A 19,411-nucleotide genomic window follows, 5' to 3' on the forward strand; every position below is an offset into this window, starting at 1 on the left:
AGGCTGTGTAAAGATTAAAACATCTTAATTCTTTATCATAGCCTGCATATTTTCTATTCTGGAATAATCGTTTATGCGTTTTAAAATAATACACTGCTTTTTGATTTTGTGTTTAATTTTCGCCTATGCGAACAGCAATTCTGCCCAAGCTCCGTTTAAAAAATGGGGCTTTGAGACTCTGAATCAGATTGATAAAGATCTCAAGTTAGAACATGGCCTCGGCTACTATGAGGACAGCTCTCGGGATGATGTTTCGTTCGCATGGGGGAATGCGATCCTTCTTCTTGCCAAGGCTCAGGCATTTGAAATTGATGATTCATACAAGCCTGAATTTGAAAATCAGGTTAAAATTCTTGATGAATATTTTGTTGTTTCCGGCGGAATAGGCGGATACAATTGCCTCCCTGTACATAAAAATACAGAAGTGGACCGTTATTACGACGATAATGCATGGATAGCTATGGCACTGATTGATGCATATGAGGCTTCGGGAGACAAAAAATTTCTTAAAAAAGCTAAGAGAACAATAGATTACAGCCTCAGCGGAGTTGATGAAGACGGCGGAGGCCTTTTCTGGAGAGAAAATTGGCCTGAAAATGCAAAAAAATCAAAAAATACCTGTTCAGTTGCTCCGACTTCCTTTTCATGCCTAAAATTTTACCAAATTACCAAGCAGGACAAATATTTTAATGAAGCCAAAGAATTGATGCAGTGGCTTGATAAAACGCTCAAAGATGAAGAAGGCTTATATTTCGACCATATAACTGAAGACGCCAGGATTGGCCGGCGGAAATGGTCTTATAACTCAGCTATGCCTGTAAGGTGCTATATCCAGCTTTATAAAATTACAGGAGAAAAGAGCTATCTTCAAAAAGCCAAAAAAACAGCAGATGCCAGTATTGAGAAATGGTATGAAGATGATGGCGGACTGAATTGCAAGGCCATGTTCGGCTTTACGCTGGTAGAAGCGTGGTTTGAGCTTTCCGAGATAACCGGAAATCCAAAATGGAAGAATATAGCTTTTGAGGTAATGAGAAATGTCCGCGAGAATGTGATGGGGCCTCGAGGAAGATATTCAGACGACTGGGACGACAAAAACTCGAGCCCAGTTAGGCGTTGGCAGCTGCTTTATCCCGCCGCAGCGGCACGGGGATACTTAGCAGCAGCAGAATATCAGTTTGCGCAAAAGAAAACAGAAAAAAAGGATTAACATAATGGGACTCAAACATATATTTTTCATTTTATTAGCAGCATTCGTTACTTCAGTTTTATTTGCAGGGGAGACGAAAAATCAGCCCTTGGATTATGTAAATCCGCTGGTAGGCTCTGATTCTGCATTCGAATTTTCCAACGGCAACACTTATCCTGCGATAGCGCTTCCTTGGGGCATGAATTTCTGGACCCCTGTAACCAACACCGACCAGAACAACGGCTGGTGCTACAACTACGACGACTACAAGATCTGCGGCTTCAAGCAGACCCATCAGCCCAGCCCTTGGATCAACGATTATGCCCGCTTTGCACTGATGCCGGTAGTCGGTGAGCTTTCAGTTAGGACAGAAGAACGCGCAAGCTGGTTTTCTCATAAGGCCGAAACGGTAAAACCGCATTACTACAAGGCTTATCTGGCAGATTATGATGTTACCGCCGAGATCACTCCTTCCGAAAGGGCGGCTCAGTTTCGCTTTACATTCCCCGAATCAGATAAATCCTACGTATTGCTGGATGCCTTCAATCAGGGCTCATACGTAAAGATAATCCCCGAAAAGCGAATGATCAAAGGTTACTGCCGCAACAACAGCGGCGGCGTACCTGATAACTTTCACAACTACTTCGTAGCGGTTTTCGACAAGGATTTTGAAGAGGTTTCAACTTGGAGCGACTGGAACATCAGGAAGGGCAGCAGCGAAGAGAAGGGCAAGCACGTCGGTGCAGCAGTCCGCTTTAAGACCGGCAAGGGCGAGCCTGTGAACGTTAAAGTGGCCTCTTCGTTTATCAGTCCTGAGCAGGCAGAGCTCAATCTCAAACGAGAAATAGGCAATGAAACTTTCTCTCAGACCCGCTCCAAAGCTAAAGAGATTTGGAATTCCCAGCTAAACAGGATCAAGGTTAAAGGCGGCACTGAAAAGCAATTCGGCAATTTCTATACAGCCCTTTACCGCACTCTTCTTTTTCCGAGGAAGTTCTATGAATTCGATGAAGACGGCGAGATGGTTCATTACAGCCCTTATAACGGGAAGGTGCTTCCCGGCTATATGTTCACAGACAACGGCTTCTGGGATACATTCCGCGCAGTCTTCCCGTTTTTCACAGTAATGTACCCTGAGCTCAACGCTGATATTATGAAGGGCCTTGTAAACACCTACAAGGAGAGCGGCTGGCTTCCGGAATGGGCAAGCCCCGGGCACAGAGACTGCATGGTGGGCTCAAATTCTGCTTCGATAATCGCAAATACCTACCTCAGCGGAATCAGAGGCTACGATATTGAAACCCTTTACGAGGCGATCCTGAAAAATTCCGAAAACCAGCATCCGAATCTCTCATCGGTAGGCCGGCTCGGCGTTGACTATTACAACGAAAAGGGTTATATTCCCTGCGATGTCGGAGTAAATGAAAGCATCGCCCGCACTCTGGAATACAGCTATGCGGATTATACAATTTGGAAGCTTGCAAAGGCTCTGGACAAGCCGAAAGAGCATATTAAGCGTTTCCGCAAGAGGGCTCAGTTCTACAGAAACGTTTTTGATGAAAGCACAGACTTTATGAGAGGCAAAAAAGAAAGCGGCAAATGGCAGTCTCCATTCGTACCGGAGAAGTGGGGCGGAGTTTTCACAGAAGGCTCAGCCTGGCATTATACGTGGTCCGTCTTCCAGGACCCTCAGGGGCTTATGAACCTGATGGGCGGAAAGAAAGCGTTCACAGAGAAGCTTGATTCTGTTTTCTCAACGCCTCCGAAATACGACGCTTCTTATTACGGCTTCCCGATACACGAGATCATAGAGATGACCGTTGTAGATATGGGTCAGTACGCCCACGGCAATCAGCCGATCCAGCATATGATTTACCTGTACAACTATGCAGGCCAGCCTTGGAAGGCGCAGAAATGGATCAGAGAGGTTATGGACAGGCTCTACCAGCCCACCCCCGACGGTCTTTGCGGGGATGAGGATAACGGCCAGACCTCAGCGTGGTATGTATTCTCAGCTCTCGGCTTTTATCCGGTATGCCCGGGCTCAGGTGAGTTTGTGATAGGAAGCCCGATTTTTGAAGAGGCTGAGATGAAGCTCGAAAACGGAAATGTATTCACCGTGGAAGCGGAAGATAACTGCAAGGATAATATCTATATTGAAACCGCCCGTTTGAACGGCAAGCCGTATTCGAAGACTTATCTGAATTATGAAGATATCCAAGACGGCGGAAGAGTATCTTTCGATATGTCCGATAAACCAAACAAAGACTGGGGAGATGATCCTTCCGATGCACCTTACTCAATGTCTAAAGAATTGGAGTAAGGACAGAGGCAGGCTTTAGAGTGTTAATGTACAAATCGCAATGACTGGTTAATTAAACGAAAGGAAGAACCGTGAGAATCCAAACAATTCCAATACTTTTTGTATTTCTGATGATGGGCGTTGCAGATGCAATGGGCCCGATGTCTGAGGCGGTAAGGGAGAATTACGAACTCAGCAACGTAACAGCAACCCTCTTATCGTTCTTTGTATTTATAGCGTTCGCTGTTTTCAGTGTCCCTGGCGGTCTTCTGGCAGCAAGAATCGGCAAGAAAAGGCTTCTTCTTCTCGGCCTTGGCCTCAATGCAGCAGCTATGCTGATACCGTGCCTTGTGGACCCTACATTTGCTGTTCTTCTCGGCTGCATTTTTGTTCTGGGGATTGGAACAACATTCCTTCAGGTAGCCGGAAATCCGATTATGCACGATGTGAGCGCTGAAGGCAAATACGGCCGCAATCTCAGCTTCGCTCAGGGCTTCAAGGGAATCGGAAGCTCAGTTTCCTCATATCTTGTAACGGCTGTTGCAGGTTTTGCGATATTCAAAACACTTGGCTGGAGAGGCGTATTCCCGATTTTCTTCGTGCTTATGGCAGCAGCTTTTATTTGGGTTTGCACTATCAAAGTAAACGAGACAAAGGCAGACGTTCCACCAAGCCTGAAGTCCGGTCTTGGTCTTTTGAAAAAGCCTGTTTACGCTTTAGCGGTTCTCGGGATCTTCCTTTATGTGGGCTCTGAGGTATGTATGGCAAGGTTCCTCCTTCCTCTTCTTGAAAAGATGGGTCTTGAAGAAACCACAGCCTCAAGATTCGGCCCTGCATTTTTCTTCCTTATGCTGACAGTCGGCCGTCTCGGCGGGGGTGCTGTATTGAACTTCCTCTCTCAGCGTACCTTCTTCAGGCTCTCAGCCCTGATGGGTCTTGCCGGCGGGTTGATACTAATGTTTGGTGCGGCGAAGATAGCAGTACTGGGCGTATTGCTTGCAGGCCTCGGATTTGCTAATATCTGGCCAATGCTCTTCTCAATTACAGTAGAGAAGGACCCAGCGCGCGGAAGCGAGCTCAGCGGCCTTATGTGTATGGCTATCTCCGGCGGGGCGCTCGTGCCGCTGGTTATGGGCAGTCTTGTTGATATGGAGCTCGGCACTAAAGCCTTTATCGTTCCTGTAATCTGCTTTGTGTATCTTCTGGTACTTTCTCTTGAGAAGGATAAGCCGAAGCAGATTGAACCAGAAGCAGTACCTAGTCCTTGATCAAATGAGGTGAGAGATGAATCCAACAAATGATAACAGAATTGTATTAACCCTTGATGCAGGGGGAACGAATTTCGTTTTCTCTGCGATGCAGGATATGAAGGAAATTGTTGAGCCGGTTAAACTGCCCGCCTTCGCAGACGACCTTGATAAGAGCCTTGGTTCAATGGTGAAGGGTTTTTCTGAGGTGATCGAGAAGCTCCCTCAAAAACCGGCGGCAATCAGCTTTGCATTCCCCGGCCCTGCGGATTATCCCAACGGGATTATAGATAACGTAGGCAACCTGCCCGCTTATGCGGGCGGAATACCGCTTGGCACCTACTTGGAAGAGAAATTCCAGATTCCCGTTTATATAAACAACGACGGGGATTTGTTTGTTTACGGCGAGGCGATCGCCGGATTCCTGCCTAAGGTAAACAGTATGCTTGAGAAGGCAGGCTCGCCAACACGCTTCAAGAATCTGTTCGGCATAACAATCGGAACAGGGTTCGGAGCGGGAATAGTTTCGAACGGAGAGCTCTTTATAGGCGATAACTCCGCCGCCGGCGAGATATGGATCACAAGGAACAGTAAGTATCCTGAGTGTTTCGCTGAAGAGGGCGTGAGCATAAGGGCGGTAAAGAACAAGTATGCAGAGCTTGCTGGAATATCGCAGGAAAATGCCCCCGAGCCCAAGGATATTTACGAAATCGCAAACGGCACTCAAGAGGGCAATAAACATGCTGCGCTGGATTCGTTTGCCGAGCTGGGCGAGATAGTCGGCGATTCGCTTGCCAATGCAATCACCCTGATTGATGGTATCATCGTAATAGGGGGCGGGCTTTCCGCTGCATACGATATGTTTATAGATGCAGCCCTGAAGCAGATGAACGGAACTATCAGCAGCTACGCCGGCGAGCCCCAGCCGAGAATCGTCCAGACAACCCTCGATCTGGAGAGCGAAGAAGGGCGGAAGGAATTCATCAAAGGCAAAGTCAAGCAGTTGAAGGTTCCGGGAAGCGATAAAGAAATCCCCTACGACGCTATGAAACGTATTGGAATCGGAAAGGCAGTGCTTGATACAAGCCAAGCCATCTCAATAGGGGCATACGCCTATGCCTTGAGTGAACTTGACAAAAGCTGATTATACAGGAAAGGATAATGTAATGATTAACAGACGCGATTTTATGAAAGACGCTTCTCTGCTGACCGCAGTCCTTGCAGCGGGTGGAGGTGTGTCTTTGGGTGCTGAAGAGCAAAAATTTGTTTCACAGAGGCCCGCTCCGAACAAAAGAACCTTCAAAAGCTCAGCAGTAGAAAATACAATAGATGAGGTTAAGTCCTTTATAAAGGACCCTGAGCTTAGCTGGATGTTTGAAAACTGCTACCCGAACACGCTCGATACAACCACCGATTTTGAGATGATAGACGGCAAGCCCGATACATTCATAATTACGGGCGATATTGATGCAATGTGGCTGCGTGATTCGACTTGTCAGGTATGGCCTTATATGCCTCTGATAAAAAAGGATAAACACCTGAAAACGATGATCAAAGGTCTTGTGAATCGTCAGGTAAAATGCGTTCTTTTGGATCCTTATGCCAATGCTTTCTATAAGGATATGGACAAACCCTCACACTGGGCAAGCGACAGGCCTGCACCTAAAGCCGGCGTGCATGAGAGAAAATGGGAGATCGACTCTCTGTGTTATGTAGTTCGCCTTGCGAATGAATATTACCAGATTACAGGCGATACGAGCTGTTTTGACAGAGAGTGGGATAAGGCTATGCGTCTTATCGTTAAGACATTCAAGACAGAGCAGAGAAAAGACCATTCTACCCCATACCGCTTCAGCAGGGAAACATCCCGTATGACAGATGCTCCTGTGTTTGACGGTACAGGAAGGCCAATTAACCCCGTTGGGCTGATATGTTCAATGTTCCGCCCATCTGATGATGCTACAGTGCTTCCTTTCCTGATTCCATCAAATCTGTTTGCTGTTCAGAGCCTCAGGCAACTTGCTGACTTGTATCGAACCAAGCTGGATGACGAGAAATTCGCCGCAGAATGCAGCTCGCTCGCTGATGAGGTGGAGCAGGCTGTGATGAAATGGGGCACAAGAGAGCACCTCCATTTCGGCAAAATATATGCTTATGAGGCAGACGGATACGGTAATCATCTGTTTATGGATGATGCGAATGTTCCGAGCCTTATATCTCTGAGCTATCTGGGCTATCACAAAAGCTCAGATTCGATTTACCGCAGGACAAGAGAATATCTGTTAAGCAGCTACAACCCATGGTATTTCGAGGGAAGCGCTGCGGAAGGCTATGGCAGTCCGCATACAGGTAAAGAATCAATCTGGCCTATGGGGATCATTTTAAGAGCCCTGACAAGCAATAACTCCGAAGAGATTGCACTCTGCCTGAGGATGCTCAAAAACACCCACGCAGGCACAGGTTTTATGCATGAATCATTCAACAAGGATAACCCGAAAGATTTTTCAAGGGAATGGTTTGCCTGGGCTAACACTCTATTTGGCGAACTTGTGATCGAAACTTACAAGAAATATCCGCGAATTTTGAAAAAGAAAACTGTATAAGACTTATGAAAGGTAAATTGAGATGCTGAAGGGGTTAAATCGCAACTGGGCTATTCTGCTGGCTGTTTTGCTGCTTTTCTGTTTTGTTTCTTATGCCTCAGCCGAATACGACCGCTCATACTCTCCGCTGAAAAACGGCGGGGCAGAGCATGGGCTTTCCTGCTGGGATACAGAAGCTTGCAAAGCTAAAGAGTACATCCCAAATAGCGGGGAAAGGTGTTTTACGTTAAATGTTCAGGAAAACAGCCGGGCTGAAATGCGTTCCGATTTGATTAACATCAGAAGATCAGAGAAGTTTTGCGTAGATTTCAGTCTTAAAGCCCAAAGCGATTTTAATAATACAGCATCTCTTTACCTTGTCTTGCGTTCGTTTGGCCTTCAGGGCGAAAATGTTCTTTCAGTGGAGAAAAGAAAACTCACGGCTAAAAAGGGCAGCTGGAAACAGGGCAATGAAGAATTCACCGCTCATAACAAAGCATACTTTGTCGATGTTCAGTTTGAAGTACGCTCGCATGGCAAAGAAAGCGGGAGCATCCTGCTTGACAATATAGCTCTTTACAGGGAGATAGACTACAGTCCGCTGTACGGTGAGATTAAATCTATTTCTAAGGGTGATTCGCTGATTACGTTTCCTATGCAGAGAAGATCCAAAGGGGCTGTTTCGATAGCGGTTCAGTCTCTGCAGGGCGTTACTGCCCGCACAGAAGGGCCAAAGATATGGATAGATACAGGCGATGATACTTTTCTTGACTACCTTAAAAAAGAATTCAGTGTAAGCTTAGACCGCTCTTATGAGAACGATTTTCCCCGTCTTCTTAAAGCTATGAAAAAACACACCTCCGGAAGCTATGTCCTCTACGATCTCGATTACAAGCCTTCAATCAGCGCTGCTAATACAATGGCGGGGCTGAGGGATGCAGTGGCAGTGGATAAAAGCCTTGAGCAGACTGCTCTAAAGGCTGGGTATAAACTTGCCGCAGATGTTAGCAGAAAGGACTGTGAATGGGTTTATAATAACTTCAGGGATGAGATCAACGAGGAGGCGATAATCGTTCATACAAACGATATGAGGCGTCATCCAAGCGTCTTCCATATGAAGGATTTTGCGCCTGCTATGAAGGCTCTTAACTGGTGGCACAGCGATGAAGAGCTTTCACGAAGAGTTTACAGGAGCATGGAGCCTGTGAGCCCTGTTTACGGCTGGCAGGACGGAACTACTTCGGATGAAGGGCTTACAGTGAAGCTGCACTCTGAGGAAGGCCTCTTTCAAATGCCTTCAGACTGGATGCTCAATCTTTCCGTTCACGCATCAACCGGGCCGGCAATGAAGGATGAGAAATTCACGCAGAAGATTTCCCGAGAAAAGCCCGATAGCGAGCAGGGGGTTCATTATGTAACGTTCATTATGAGTGATATGGACAATATTCTTACAGAGATAGGCCCTGATTCGTTCTACAGCGAAGATAAATTCTATGCAAATCAGCATCGAGGCGAGTTTCCAATGAGCTGGGGGATGGCCCCTTCGCTCGTGGAGCTTTCGCCTGCGGGCGTGGATATGTGGTACGATGCTGCCACAGAAAATGATGCCTTCGTGGGTTACTGCGGGCTCGGATATTTCTACCCATACCATGCCCCTTATATGCAGACTCATTCCCAAAGACTCGACGAATTCCTCGAAAGGGCAGACCTCCGTACTCTTCTGCTTATAGACAGGATTATGCCTGATAGCCGCCTAACTCAGGACTACTACGATAAAATAAAATATTTCACATCTATAGACAGGCTCAGGGGTTTCTTTTTTATGGAATACGTAAAATACGCCCCGTATAACGGCAAAATTCTATGGTTCGACGGCAAGCCTATGGTGTGTGCACGTTTCGATTTCAGGGATGAAAAATTCTATTCAGCAGTTCGTTCAACTCCTGAAGAGCTTGCAGGCAGTATTAACGAATTGCCCACAAATCCGAGCATACCTGATAGCTATACCTTCGTAACAGTGCACGCATGGAGCAGGGGCATGGATGATATCCGCAATACTATCAAAAAGCTTGATTCAGATGTTCGGGTGGTTAATGCGGAAGATTTCATCGAACTGATCCGCTTAAATGTAGAACATTAATATTTCAGCGGAAGCTCACTCCTTTCGCAGCTGAACACGGCGAATCTTTCCGCTGATTGTTTTGGGCAGGCTCTGAGCAAATTCGACAATCCGCGGATACTTGTATGGTGCAGTAACATTTTTTACATGTTTCTGAAGCTCTCTTACCAGCTCATCGGAAGGCTTATAATCTCTAGTGAGCACTACAGTTGCCTTAACTGCGGTTCCTCGAACCTCATCAGGCACGCCGGTTACTGCGCACTCTAAGACAGCAGGATGCTCTAACAAAGCACTTTCCACTTCGAATGGGCCTATGCGATAGCCGCTGCTTTTTATTACATCATCCGCTCTGCCAACAAACCAGAAATATCCGTCCTCATCTTTCCACGCAACATCGCCGGTATGATAGAAATTGTTGTACCAACTCTGGTCTGTTCTTTCCGGCTCGGAGCGGTATTTCGTAAAAAGGCCGGCAGGTATGTGCGCAGCGGTGTCGATTACGATCTCGCCCTCCTCGCCTGGATCGCATTCTTTGCCTTCGGAGTTTATCAGCTTAAGGTCGTAGTCGGGATTCGGCTTGCCCATAGACCCGGGTTTCGGCTGAGTTTCGGGAAATGTAAACACAAGGGGAGTGGTTTCTGTTTGGCCGTAGCCTTCCATAAGTTTAATTCCCGTGTAGATAAGAAATTTATTGTAAATTTCCGGATTCAATGGTTCTCCTGCCACCACGCAGTATTTGATGTTGGAGAAGTCGTATTTTTCAATATCTTCTTTAATGATAAAACGGTAAATCGTTGGCGGAGCGCAGAAAGTATTAACTTTGTATTTTGCCGCCTTTTTCAGAAGCTTTGCAGCATCAAACTTTTTGTAATCATAGGCAAACACGGCGCTGCCCGAGATCCATTGCCCGTAAATCTTTCCCCAAACGCATTTCGCCCAGCCAGTATCCGCTACGGTGTAATGAAGCCCGTCATCAATCACGTTTTGCCAGTATTTAGCAGTTATTATATGGCCAAGCGGGTAGTTGAAATTGTGTTCAACCATTTTTGGAAAGGCGGTAGTTCCGGAAGAGAAATAAACCAGCATAGGATCCTCGCCTCCGGCACTGTTCCCACCTTCCCTGCGATCAAAAACTGGCGAGAAATGTTCAATTGCTTCGGAGAAATTATCCCACTGCTCATTCGGTGATTTTTTAAGGCAGCTTTTAATTTGAACAAGGTCACTGAAACTTTCATGAGCAGCGTCGATTTCCTTTGTCAGTTCGGGATCGTTATCGCTTACGACCATCTTTATCCGCGCCTTGTCAAAGCGGTATTCAAAGTCTTTCTTCTTGAGCATATGGGTAGCAGGCACGGCAATAGCGCCTATTCTGTGCAATCCAAGCAGGCAGTACCAGAATTCAAATCTTCCCTTAAGCGTAAGCAGCACGCAATCTCCCTTGCGGATTCCTTTGCAATCAAAGTAAGATGCTGCACGAAGGCTGTATTCACTCATCTCGCTGAAGCTGATTATCTTTTCATTATCATCGTCATCAACCCATACAAGTGCCCGTTTCTGAGGTGAATGCTCTGCATAGTAATCAACAACATCGTAAGCAAAATTGAAATTTTCAGGGATCTCAACCTGATAGTTTTTGCGGAAGTCTTCATATGATTCAAAGCTGGTTTGTTTTAAGAATCTATTTAAGAGGTTCATCGTTTCTCCTGTTCTACATTACTATCGCCAGAAACACTGCTTCTTCGCCGTTCATTGCCTGCATCCTGTGCGGGCAGCTTGAATCGAAATATATTGAATCACCCTCAGAAAGGTATATTTCATTTTCGTGTATCATAAGTTTGAGTTCACCCCTCAGGATATAGTTGAATTCCTGACCGGCATGTGCGGCAGGTTTGATTTGTTCTTCACTGGTATCGGGAGAAACTGTAACGATAAACGGATCGGCCTTTTTATGAAAGAATTCTGTTGATAGAGCTTCATAACCATACTGCCTGCGTCGGTCTATCTGCACACCTTTCCCTTTTCTTGTAACGCTGAAAAGATGCATTTTCGCTTCTTTTCCCGTTAGCAGTACAGTACTGTCAACTCCTAATTCATCTGCGATTGCTATAAGAATGCTTGCAGGCATATCTTTCTCAGCGGCCTCATAGCTTTTGTAGGTTTGTTCATCAATCCCGAGCCTCGAGCTCATGTCCTTAGGGCTTATATCCATCAAACATCTGAGCTCTCCAACCCTTCGGGCTATTTCTTTAATCTTCTCACGCATAATAAACCTCCCAGCATAATAAGTATCTGCGGCTAATAAAATCAGTCTTCAAATGCAAAGCAGTTCAGGGCATCTGCATAGAAATCCCTGCCTTTGATCAATTCATCTTCAGTAATGCTTTCATCCGGCTTGTGGCACATATTCGGTTTCCCTGGACCAATCACTGCTATAGATTTACTTAACTGCTTTAGGTATGGGGCGTCGGTTGTGAAGAATATCGTTTCGGGTTTGCAAGAGGAGAGCGTTTCAAGCTCTTTAACAAAATCATCATCAGGCTCTGTTTCAAATGCATCAACGTATCTTTTGGTTTCAGCTTCGAAGTTAACACCTTCAAGAAGTCTGCTGATTTCTTTCAGAGCTACATCTTTGCTCTGGCCTGGCAAAAGGCGTATGTCTGCCCAGATTCGGCATTCATCGGGAACTACATTCGCTGCTGAGCCGCCGCTTATCTTGTTAATGCTGATTGTTGACTCTCCGAGCAGTGGATGTGTTTGGTTAGTGAATTTTATATTTGAAAGGCGATGAACAGCCTCAGCCATTTTTACAACAGCATTCTCGCCCTCATGGGGTATAGAGCCGTGAGCTGTTTTTCCGGTAGTTTTGAGCATTAGCCAGAGAAGCCCCTTGTGTGCTGTAACCAGCTTCAGATCGGTTGGCTCAGGGACTATTATGCCTCTCAGTCTTCCTTCAAGATGCTTTTCCTTTTCGGCAAAACGCAGTATTCCGCAGCTGTTGGTCTCCTCGCCAGCTGTGGCCGTGAATATAATATCTCTCTTGGCAGTTTTGTTTTCTGCTGTTTTCGCCATTGCAGAAGCTGCTGCGGCCAGAGGGCCTTTCATATCGGCTGTGCCTCTTCCAAATAGGTGTCCGCCTTCTTCTGTTAGAGTAAAAGGCGAGCTGTGCCAAGAGTTCTTTAACGCCGGCACAACATCCAGATGGCCTGCAATGAGGATAGCTCCGTCTGATTTTTCACCTTTAATTTTGGCGGTAACGTTTGCGCGGTTTTCATCCCACTGGTCTATTTCGCAGTCTATATTCTGCTTGACGAAGAAGTCTTTGAGAACCTTAGCAGCTTCTAACTCGCCCTTTTCAGCGGTGGAGTTTGCTTCAATAAGTTTTCTGAGCAGTTTTTTCATATTCAATATTATTATCTCTGCCCTCGTGTTGTCAATAATCAGTGCATTTCTGTGTTTTTCACTTATCTGATTTCTTTAATAGCCCTTGCACAGTCGGGCGTTTTCGTTAGAATATTCCGCTCGCAGCTGGCAGATTAACTTACTGCTTATAAATTTAAATTTGGGCATAAGGTTTATGCAGGACATTACGATTCAGGCTAAAAAGCCGGACGAACATTATATGCTTGAGGCAATAAAACAGGCACAGATTGCCGAGGAATCCGGCGATGTGCCGATTGGAGCCTGCATCGAGTATGAGGGCAGAATTATTGCCCGTGCCTGCAACCAGCGGGAGCTGCTGAAAGACCCGACAGCCCACGCAGAAATGATCGCCATAACTCAGGCTTCCGAATATATCGGCTCCTGGAGGCTTCACGGCTGTACGCTATATGTTACGCTTGAGCCATGTACGATGTGTGCCGGAGCGATGGTTCTTGCGAGAATGGATAGGCTCGTTTACGCCTGCGACGATCCCAAAACTGGGGCAGCCCGTTCTCTGTACAATATAGTGCAGGATGAAAGGCTGAACCACAGACTTGAGGTTAAGAGAGGGGTTCTTGAAGACCCCTGTTCTATGATGCTTTCAGATTTTTTCAAAAGAAGACGTGAGCAGATAGCTGAGAATAAAAAGCTTCAGAAAGATAATGATTAAAAAAATGGAGAGATGTCCGAGCGGCTGATGGTGCACCCTTGGAAAGGGTGTGTGCGGCTAACCGCCGCACCGGGGGTTCGAATCCCCCTCTCTCCGTTAATTGCAGCGCCGACTGAAAATTTTGTCGGCGTTTTCTATTCCAACAGCCATTGTGCTGTAAGTTCGCTGAGCTGCTGGAGATTATAGTTATCCTGCCATCCGAGAGCTAATCCGCTGAAATCGAGCAAATCTACTTTTTGGTCTTCGTTTAAGTCTGCAGTGTATTCATTGAAGCTCCCGAAGGCATCAATTATTATCTCATTTCCAGAGCTTGCAGGATTTTTTTCATTGATTACCCTCACCATTAAAGTATGCGTTCCGTAGGGAAGCCACGGGGTTTCATAGAGCGGGACAAAGTATTCCGGTTGGCTGGAATAGCAGTCTACTGTCGTTTGGAGTATTGAATCTAAGTAAATACGGGCGATTCCGAGGTCATTCCGCTTGAAGCCGTAATAAACTGCCTTTGTGCCAGTAAATGTAAATTCAGCCCATTTCCAAGGAGTGTTGCAGTAATGGGAATCATTTTGATAGCCCGGATTACCCGACCAGCTTCCCCAGCCTTCTGAATATTGAACTGCCTGTCCCGAATCGTTGGTTATCTGCTCGCCAGAGGTGTCTTTCTGCCATACTCGTACATATTCAACTTCTGCGTCGGTCAAAAAACCATTCTGCTGGGATTGAAAATCGCCGTCCCCAAAGCTCGCTCCATCAGAGAGCCATATATACTCGCCAACCTGCGGAATCCATTTTGCGTTAGTGTACTGCGTTTTGAGTTGGCCGTCGTAATAAATCTTGAGATAGTCTTCTGTCCATTCGAGTCCGTAGGTATGGAAGCCTGAGTGAATGCCCGGGGCATTCCATCGTTTTGTATTTGCCTGCTTATTACTGCCGTAGCCGTCAATATGAACAACGGATTTGGTAAAATCTCCAACCCAAGCCGATTCGAACACATCTATCTCAGCCCCGTCCGCTCCTGAACCGTCAATATCGCCCATATTATCGCCCTGAAACCAGAATGCAGTATGCACGGCCTTTGAGGTGTCGGCAGCTTTCATCCGGACTTCGAAATATCCGTATTGGGGCTCATAGATATTGTTGGTATTAATAGATCCGCAGTAAAGGGTGTTCCAGTCGTGTTTTTCGGCTCGCAGTATAAGCTTTCCATTTCCATCGAGAAAAGCATTGTCCGCTTTCCACCACCAGTCGTGGATTCCCTTATCCCATCTCGGATTCCGGCTTTTCGTACTTACCTGCCTGCTCCATTTTGAACTGTCCAGCTCTTGCCCGTTGAATTCATCGCTCCAGATGAGCTCCCAGCCCCTGCCGCCTGAGGCAGGCTGTGAGGAAGGCGGAGTTGAATCATCAATTGATGCGGATACATAACCTTGCGCAAACAGCAACAAAGCTGCTCCGACAATACAAAAGCCCTTTTTCATGCAATTGCCTTTCAATGAATTAATTTGGTTTTCAGCTTGAGCTGTTTTTCTGCTCTATAGCTTTCTGCCTTAACTGTTTCATTTTTTCAAGTTTCTGCTGAGTTTCTTCATCTGAAGCAGGTCCATTATTTTCATTGCCGGTATTATCTTCAGAAGGCTGAGATTGCCCTTTGTGTTCGGAAAGCTGTTTTTCAAGCTCTTTTACCTTGCCGACTGTCTGTATGAGCATTTTGGCATAGCCGTCTATCGTTTTCTTGTTTTGGTTTATAGTTTCTTTCAGTCTGGCTATTTGCTGGTCTTTTGCCTTGAGCTGTTCTTCCTTATACTCCGGCGACATCTTCTCCAGCTTGGACTTATATTTCTCCTTAAGCTTCTCTATACGAGTCTCATACTCTTTCTGCTGGGATTTAATTTTCTTAGAAAGCTCTGCATTTTGCAGCCTGAGCTGAGAGATCTTCTGGCTCTCACTGCAGCCTGCAGCCAGAATTGCAAATAATACTAAAACAATAAGCTTTGCCGATTTAATCATAATAGTAACTCCTGTAAATTATTTCTTGATTAACAGAGAGCATTTTATTTTGTGCAAGCAGCTTTTTCAATCAAAAATCTTTCAAACAGAATTCTTATTTTATTACACTGAAATAATATAGGGCAATGCTTTTACGTTTTGGCGGTTTCCATTTCGCCCTTGCTATGTTATCATAAATGTTGAAGAATTTGCAGCATCGCTTATAATTCTGCATTGTTTATTGAGGGATATTGATTATGAAATACGAACATCAAGTTTTTCGCGTTGCCACAAACAGGCGGTGTCAGATGAAGGATATTACGCAGCCGGTAATGGATTTTATCAGGCAGACCGGGATAAAAAACGGCAGGGTAACTGTTTACTGCCCCCATACAACCGCCGCTATAACAACAAATGAGAACGCAGATCCGGATGTCCAGCGGGATATCCTGCTCGCTCTTGAGAAACAGTTTCCGAAGGATATGCAGGGCTTCAAGCACTGCGAGGGCAATTCAGACGGTCATATAAAGTCTTCTCTGATTGGGGTGAGCGAGGATTACATAATTTCAGAAGGAGCGATTGCCCTTGGAACGTGGCAGAGCATTTTTTTCTGCGAATTTGACGGGCCGCGGACAAGGAAGTTTATGGCACTTGTAGAAGGATCTTAACTGGAAAGATAAATGGAAGAAAACAAACAGCAAAATGTTGCGCAGGTGATAAAGGATTCTGCGCAGGACATACACGATAAAATTGTAAAATCTCAGAAACCGACAATGACTACGCCTCTGCGGTCGCTCTCGAATGTGGCCTATCACGAAAAGAAAGGGCACTTCCAGATGCGCGGCAAGAGCAAAATACGTACGCTCACCGTGGGAACTGTGAAAACGTTCGCCCAAACTCTCAAGATGATGGCGCTTTCAAAGGAGCTTATCGATACAGACGATATGGCTACAAAGAGGGAGGCCTACTATATCTCCAAAAACTGGGGGGAAGCCGGCTTTGATGAGCAGTCTGAATCTGATACGATAATGGATGACGTTGAGGCCACCTTCAAGATAAACAGGGAGAAGATGAAATTCTTCCCTGAAGAGAAGGGCGGTTCAGTTGCAGGAAGGCTTCTTGTTTACGACAAAGACCATGAGGGCTCCGAGCTCGAGATAGACTGCACAAAATTCGGCTCAGGGGCTTATTCAATCCCAAACGCAGTTGAAGAGCTGGAATTCAAGAGCAAGGCCAATTTTATCCTTGCCGTCGAAACAGCGGGCGCATTCCAGAGGCTCCTTCAGTACGGCTTCTGGGACACGAATAACTGCATACTGATAAGTATGGGAGGCGTTCCAACGAGGGCTTGCAGACGTTTTATCAGAAGGCTTTCTGAATCGCTTGAGATTCCAGTTTACGCATTCGTCGATGGTGATCCATACGGATACTTCAATATCTACCGTACGCTTAAAGTTGGTTCTGGGAATGCAGCGCATTTGAGCGAATTTTTCTGTGTTCCCGGAGCGAAATTCCTCGGAGTTACCCCGCAGGATATCATCGACTACAACCTGCCTACCCATAAGCTCAAAGAGATTGACATAAAACGCGCAAAAGACGCTCTCAAAAACGACCCGTTCGTGAAGCATTACAAGCAGTGGCAGAAGGCCATAAATCAAATGCTCAAAATGGGCGTACGTGTGGAGCAGCAGGCGTTCGCTAAACACAGCCTTGATTTTGTGGTAAATGAATATCTGCCCGAAAAACTTGCAAATCCGAATAAATTTTTGCCTTAGAGGATTGATTATGCAAAACAGTAAGCATCTCACCCGAGAACAGGTGCAGGACTACGACAGAAAAGCGATGGAGGAAAAGGGCATACCCGGGATGATTCTTATGGAAAACGCCGGCAGGAGCTGCGCTGAGAAATGCATAGAGCTGGCTGGCGGGAAACCTGATTTTTCTGCTGTGGTTTTCGCGGGCGGTGGAAACAACGGCGGCGACGGATTCGTTGCTGCAAGGCATCTGAATCTTTGCGGCGCGGAGGTTTCAGTAATGCTTGCAGCAGATGAGACCAAAATTTCAGGTGATGCTGGCGAGAATCTCAAGATAATAAAGAAAATGGGGCTGCCGGTACATAATGTTTTGGACACCGAAAAGATTCGTGAGATGATTTACAATTCAGATGTTATAATCGATGCGATGCTGGGAACCGGCTTCAGCGGCTCGCTTAGAGAGCCTTTAAAAGGAATAATAAGTATGATAAATGATGCTGGGAAGAAAGTGCTCGCTGTGGATATCCCCTCCGGGATGAACTGCAACACAGGAGAAGTGGAGGATATTGCGGTTAAGGCGGAGACAACTGTAACATTTGTTGCCCGTAAAAAGGGCTTTGCCGCGGATGATGCTGCTGATTATACTGGCATGGTTACTGTGGCAGGGATAGGCGGATAATTGAACGGGAATTACAGGGCTTGGACGGCTGGTGCTTACTAAATCCGGAAGAATACAATCTGCATACCGAAAACACTCGATAAGATCCGCTTCGGCATCAGTTATCGGCAAAGTAATAGGCAGCTACTGCCTTCTTTCTCAGCCCCTGCAGCTTTTTGTGATTGATGCGGGTGCAACTGATTTCTACATCGGCTTGATCAACTCTTCTATATGGCTTGGAAGCCCCTTTTTCGTTATGGGTATATATGTTATGTACCGCTTAGGCAAACGGAAGGCTCTTCTTTACTGTTCCGGGGTGGTCTCGAGTATTTTGGCTCTGCCAATTGTGTTCGCCCCTTTGATCCATCATTACAAGCTGATGCCCGATTCGACCATGCTGTATGTCGTTTTTTCTGCTGCTGTTCTTCATTCAATTTTTGAGAGTTTGGGCGGGGCGTCATGGTTCCCAATGCTTCAGGATAATGTGCCCAGAAGGGCAGCGGGCAAATTTTTCGGTCTCTTCCGAAGAAGATGGCAAATTGCACTGATGATCGGCACTTTTCTTATTTCTTTCTTCTTGGGGGAAGAGCCTGAATGGTGGAGGTTTTTTGCTGTTTTCGCAGTGGGCGAACTGTTTTTTCTTAGTAAAATAATATCACTGAGCGGGATCGCTGAAAAACCGCTAAGCGAAGAAAACAAAAATATAAGCCCTCTAAGAACAGTAATCTCAGTGCTGAAAAATAAACCGGTAAGGGATTTGTGTATTTATATCTGTATATACAACATCGCTGCCTATATGCCCTTTGCATTTTTTGTTAAGTTTCTGAAAACCGAAGGTGCGCTGAGCGGGTCTATCATCGCCGCTACTGCAATGGTGCCTCTGGGGGCAATTATCAGCCTGAAATTCTGGGGGATTGTCTGCGATAAATACGGCAACCGTTCAGTCTTTACATTTTCTCATATTGGCATGATAATTACGCTGCTCCTCTGGTGTTTTATTTCAACGGGAATAATATCAAAGATTATGTTCTTCATTCTTTTCTGCACTTGGAGCATATTTCAGGCGGGAAACGGAGTTGCCCAGACAAGACATATGTTCTACGTTACCCCTCAGCACAATCAGGCTCAAATTTCAATCCTGAACTTGATTTTTTCTCTTTCGATAGCTCTGGGCTCGCTTTTGGGAGGCCTCTTTCTGAGCGGATTAACAAATATATTTCCCGGGTTAGAATCTACATCAATGAGTTACCGATTGCTCTTTGCTTTTTCAGCCATTCTCTGCATCGTTCCACATCTGCTTCTTGGCTCCGTTTCTCTTGAACAAGACTGGCGGGGTAGGAAGGTATTTGTTATGCTCATTGCTTCTATGAAAGCAACAATAGGTTCATTTGTTATAACTAAATCAAACGAAGATCAATAATTGTGCCTGCTTTTGCGAATTTAGGCTCAATGCTGATTGAACTGTCAGTTTTCGTATATATAATAGA

General features: G+C 45.8%; 16 protein-coding genes and 1 tRNA gene. 12 read left to right on the forward strand and 5 right to left on the reverse strand.

The annotated features are described in order from the left end of the window. The first annotated feature begins 73 nt into the window (after positions 1-73). The 6 genes from STSP1_RS01470 (at position 74) to STSP1_RS01495 (ending at position 9,460) form a co-directional block, all read left to right on the forward strand. Positions 74-1,210, forward strand: a complete 1,137-nt coding sequence (locus tag STSP1_RS01470; protein WP_085754651.1) for a glycoside hydrolase family 76 protein — start codon at positions 74-76, stop codon at positions 1,208-1,210. A gap of 4 nt (positions 1,211-1,214) precedes the next feature. After that, complete coding sequence (locus STSP1_RS01475; protein WP_085754652.1) at positions 1,215-3,512, forward strand: GH92 family glycosyl hydrolase; 2,298 nt, start codon at positions 1,215-1,217, stop codon at positions 3,510-3,512. A gap of 71 nt (positions 3,513-3,583) precedes the next feature. Then, entirely contained in the window at positions 3,584-4,759 is a 1,176-nt protein-coding gene (locus STSP1_RS01480) for an MFS transporter (protein WP_085754653.1), read from the forward strand. A gap of 16 nt (positions 4,760-4,775) precedes the next feature. After that, positions 4,776-5,882: an ROK family protein gene (locus tag STSP1_RS01485; protein ID WP_085754654.1), complete on the forward strand. Its 1,107-nt coding sequence runs from the start codon at positions 4,776-4,778 to the stop codon at positions 5,880-5,882. 22 nt (positions 5,883-5,904) lie between these two features. After that, the gene (locus STSP1_RS01490) at positions 5,905-7,341 is read left to right on the forward strand and encodes a glycoside hydrolase family 125 protein (RefSeq protein ID WP_193432582.1); all 1,437 of its coding nucleotides are present in this window, start codon (positions 5,905-5,907) and stop codon (positions 7,339-7,341) included. Positions 7,342-7,363: 22 nt separating this feature from the next. Next, positions 7,364-9,460: a GxGYxYP domain-containing protein gene (locus STSP1_RS01495; protein WP_085754655.1), complete on the forward strand. Its 2,097-nt coding sequence runs from the start codon at positions 7,364-7,366 to the stop codon at positions 9,458-9,460. A 15-nt stretch (positions 9,461-9,475) separates the two neighbouring features. Here STSP1_RS01495 and STSP1_RS01500 read toward each other — a convergent pair whose 3' ends face one another. Genes STSP1_RS01500 through STSP1_RS01510 form a run of 3 tightly spaced genes read right to left on the reverse strand, consistent with a single transcriptional unit; the run spans position 9,476 to position 12,838 of the window. Next, on the reverse strand, positions 9,476-11,134 hold the full coding sequence (locus STSP1_RS01500) for an AMP-binding protein (protein ID WP_085754656.1): 1,659 nt from the start codon (positions 11,132-11,134) through the stop codon (positions 9,476-9,478). Between the two features lie 13 nt (positions 11,135-11,147). Beyond that, positions 11,148-11,702: a helix-turn-helix domain-containing protein gene (locus STSP1_RS01505; protein WP_085754657.1), complete on the reverse strand. Its 555-nt coding sequence runs from the start codon at positions 11,700-11,702 to the stop codon at positions 11,148-11,150. 41 nt (positions 11,703-11,743) lie between these two features. Then, positions 11,744-12,838 (reverse strand): M20 family metallopeptidase, encoded by a 1,095-nt coding sequence (locus tag STSP1_RS01510; RefSeq protein WP_085754658.1) that lies wholly within the window; start codon positions 12,836-12,838, stop codon positions 11,744-11,746. 175 nt (positions 12,839-13,013) lie between these two features. On the opposite strand from STSP1_RS01510, the gene tadA reads away from it, so the two are divergent. Together tadA and STSP1_RS01520 are read left to right on the forward strand one after the other, a co-directional pair. Continuing rightward, positions 13,014-13,529 (forward strand): tRNA adenosine(34) deaminase TadA, encoded by a 516-nt coding sequence (gene tadA / locus STSP1_RS01515; RefSeq protein WP_085754659.1) that lies wholly within the window; start codon positions 13,014-13,016, stop codon positions 13,527-13,529. Positions 13,530-13,535: 6 nt separating this feature from the next. Next, positions 13,536-13,625 (forward strand) — tRNA-Ser (locus STSP1_RS01520). Between the two features lie 38 nt (positions 13,626-13,663). Here STSP1_RS01520 and STSP1_RS01525 read toward each other — a convergent pair. Both STSP1_RS01525 and STSP1_RS01530 read right to left on the reverse strand, forming a co-directional pair. Beyond that, positions 13,664-15,004: a glycoside hydrolase family 16 protein gene (locus STSP1_RS01525; RefSeq protein WP_085754660.1), complete on the reverse strand. Its 1,341-nt coding sequence runs from the start codon at positions 15,002-15,004 to the stop codon at positions 13,664-13,666. Positions 15,005-15,035: 31 nt separating this feature from the next. Continuing rightward, entirely contained in the window at positions 15,036-15,533 is a 498-nt protein-coding gene (locus STSP1_RS01530; protein ID WP_085754661.1) for a coiled-coil domain-containing protein, read from the reverse strand. A 236-nt stretch (positions 15,534-15,769) separates the two neighbouring features. Here STSP1_RS01530 and STSP1_RS01535 point away from each other — a divergent pair, with 236 nt between their 5' ends. The 4 genes from STSP1_RS01535 to STSP1_RS01550 are packed head-to-tail and all read left to right on the forward strand — an operon-like array spanning position 15,770 to position 19,344. Then, complete coding sequence (locus STSP1_RS01535; RefSeq protein ID WP_085754662.1) at positions 15,770-16,180, forward strand: secondary thiamine-phosphate synthase enzyme YjbQ; 411 nt, start codon at positions 15,770-15,772, stop codon at positions 16,178-16,180. A 12-nt stretch (positions 16,181-16,192) separates the two neighbouring features. Continuing rightward, positions 16,193-17,287, forward strand: coding sequence for a DNA topoisomerase IV subunit A (locus tag STSP1_RS01540; RefSeq protein WP_085754663.1), 1,095 nt, complete (start codon positions 16,193-16,195; stop codon positions 17,285-17,287). Positions 17,288-17,297: 10 nt separating this feature from the next. Further along, entirely contained in the window at positions 17,298-17,945 is a 648-nt protein-coding gene (locus STSP1_RS01545; RefSeq protein WP_161491553.1) for an NAD(P)H-hydrate epimerase, read from the forward strand. A 31-nt stretch (positions 17,946-17,976) separates the two neighbouring features. Further along, positions 17,977-19,344, forward strand: coding sequence for an MFS transporter (locus STSP1_RS01550; protein ID WP_085754665.1), 1,368 nt, complete (start codon positions 17,977-17,979; stop codon positions 19,342-19,344). The last annotated feature ends 67 nt before the right edge of the window (positions 19,345-19,411 follow it).

The organism is Sedimentisphaera salicampi, assembly GCF_002117005.1.
Classification (GTDB): domain Bacteria; phylum Planctomycetota; class Phycisphaerae; order Sedimentisphaerales; family Sedimentisphaeraceae; genus Sedimentisphaera; species Sedimentisphaera salicampi.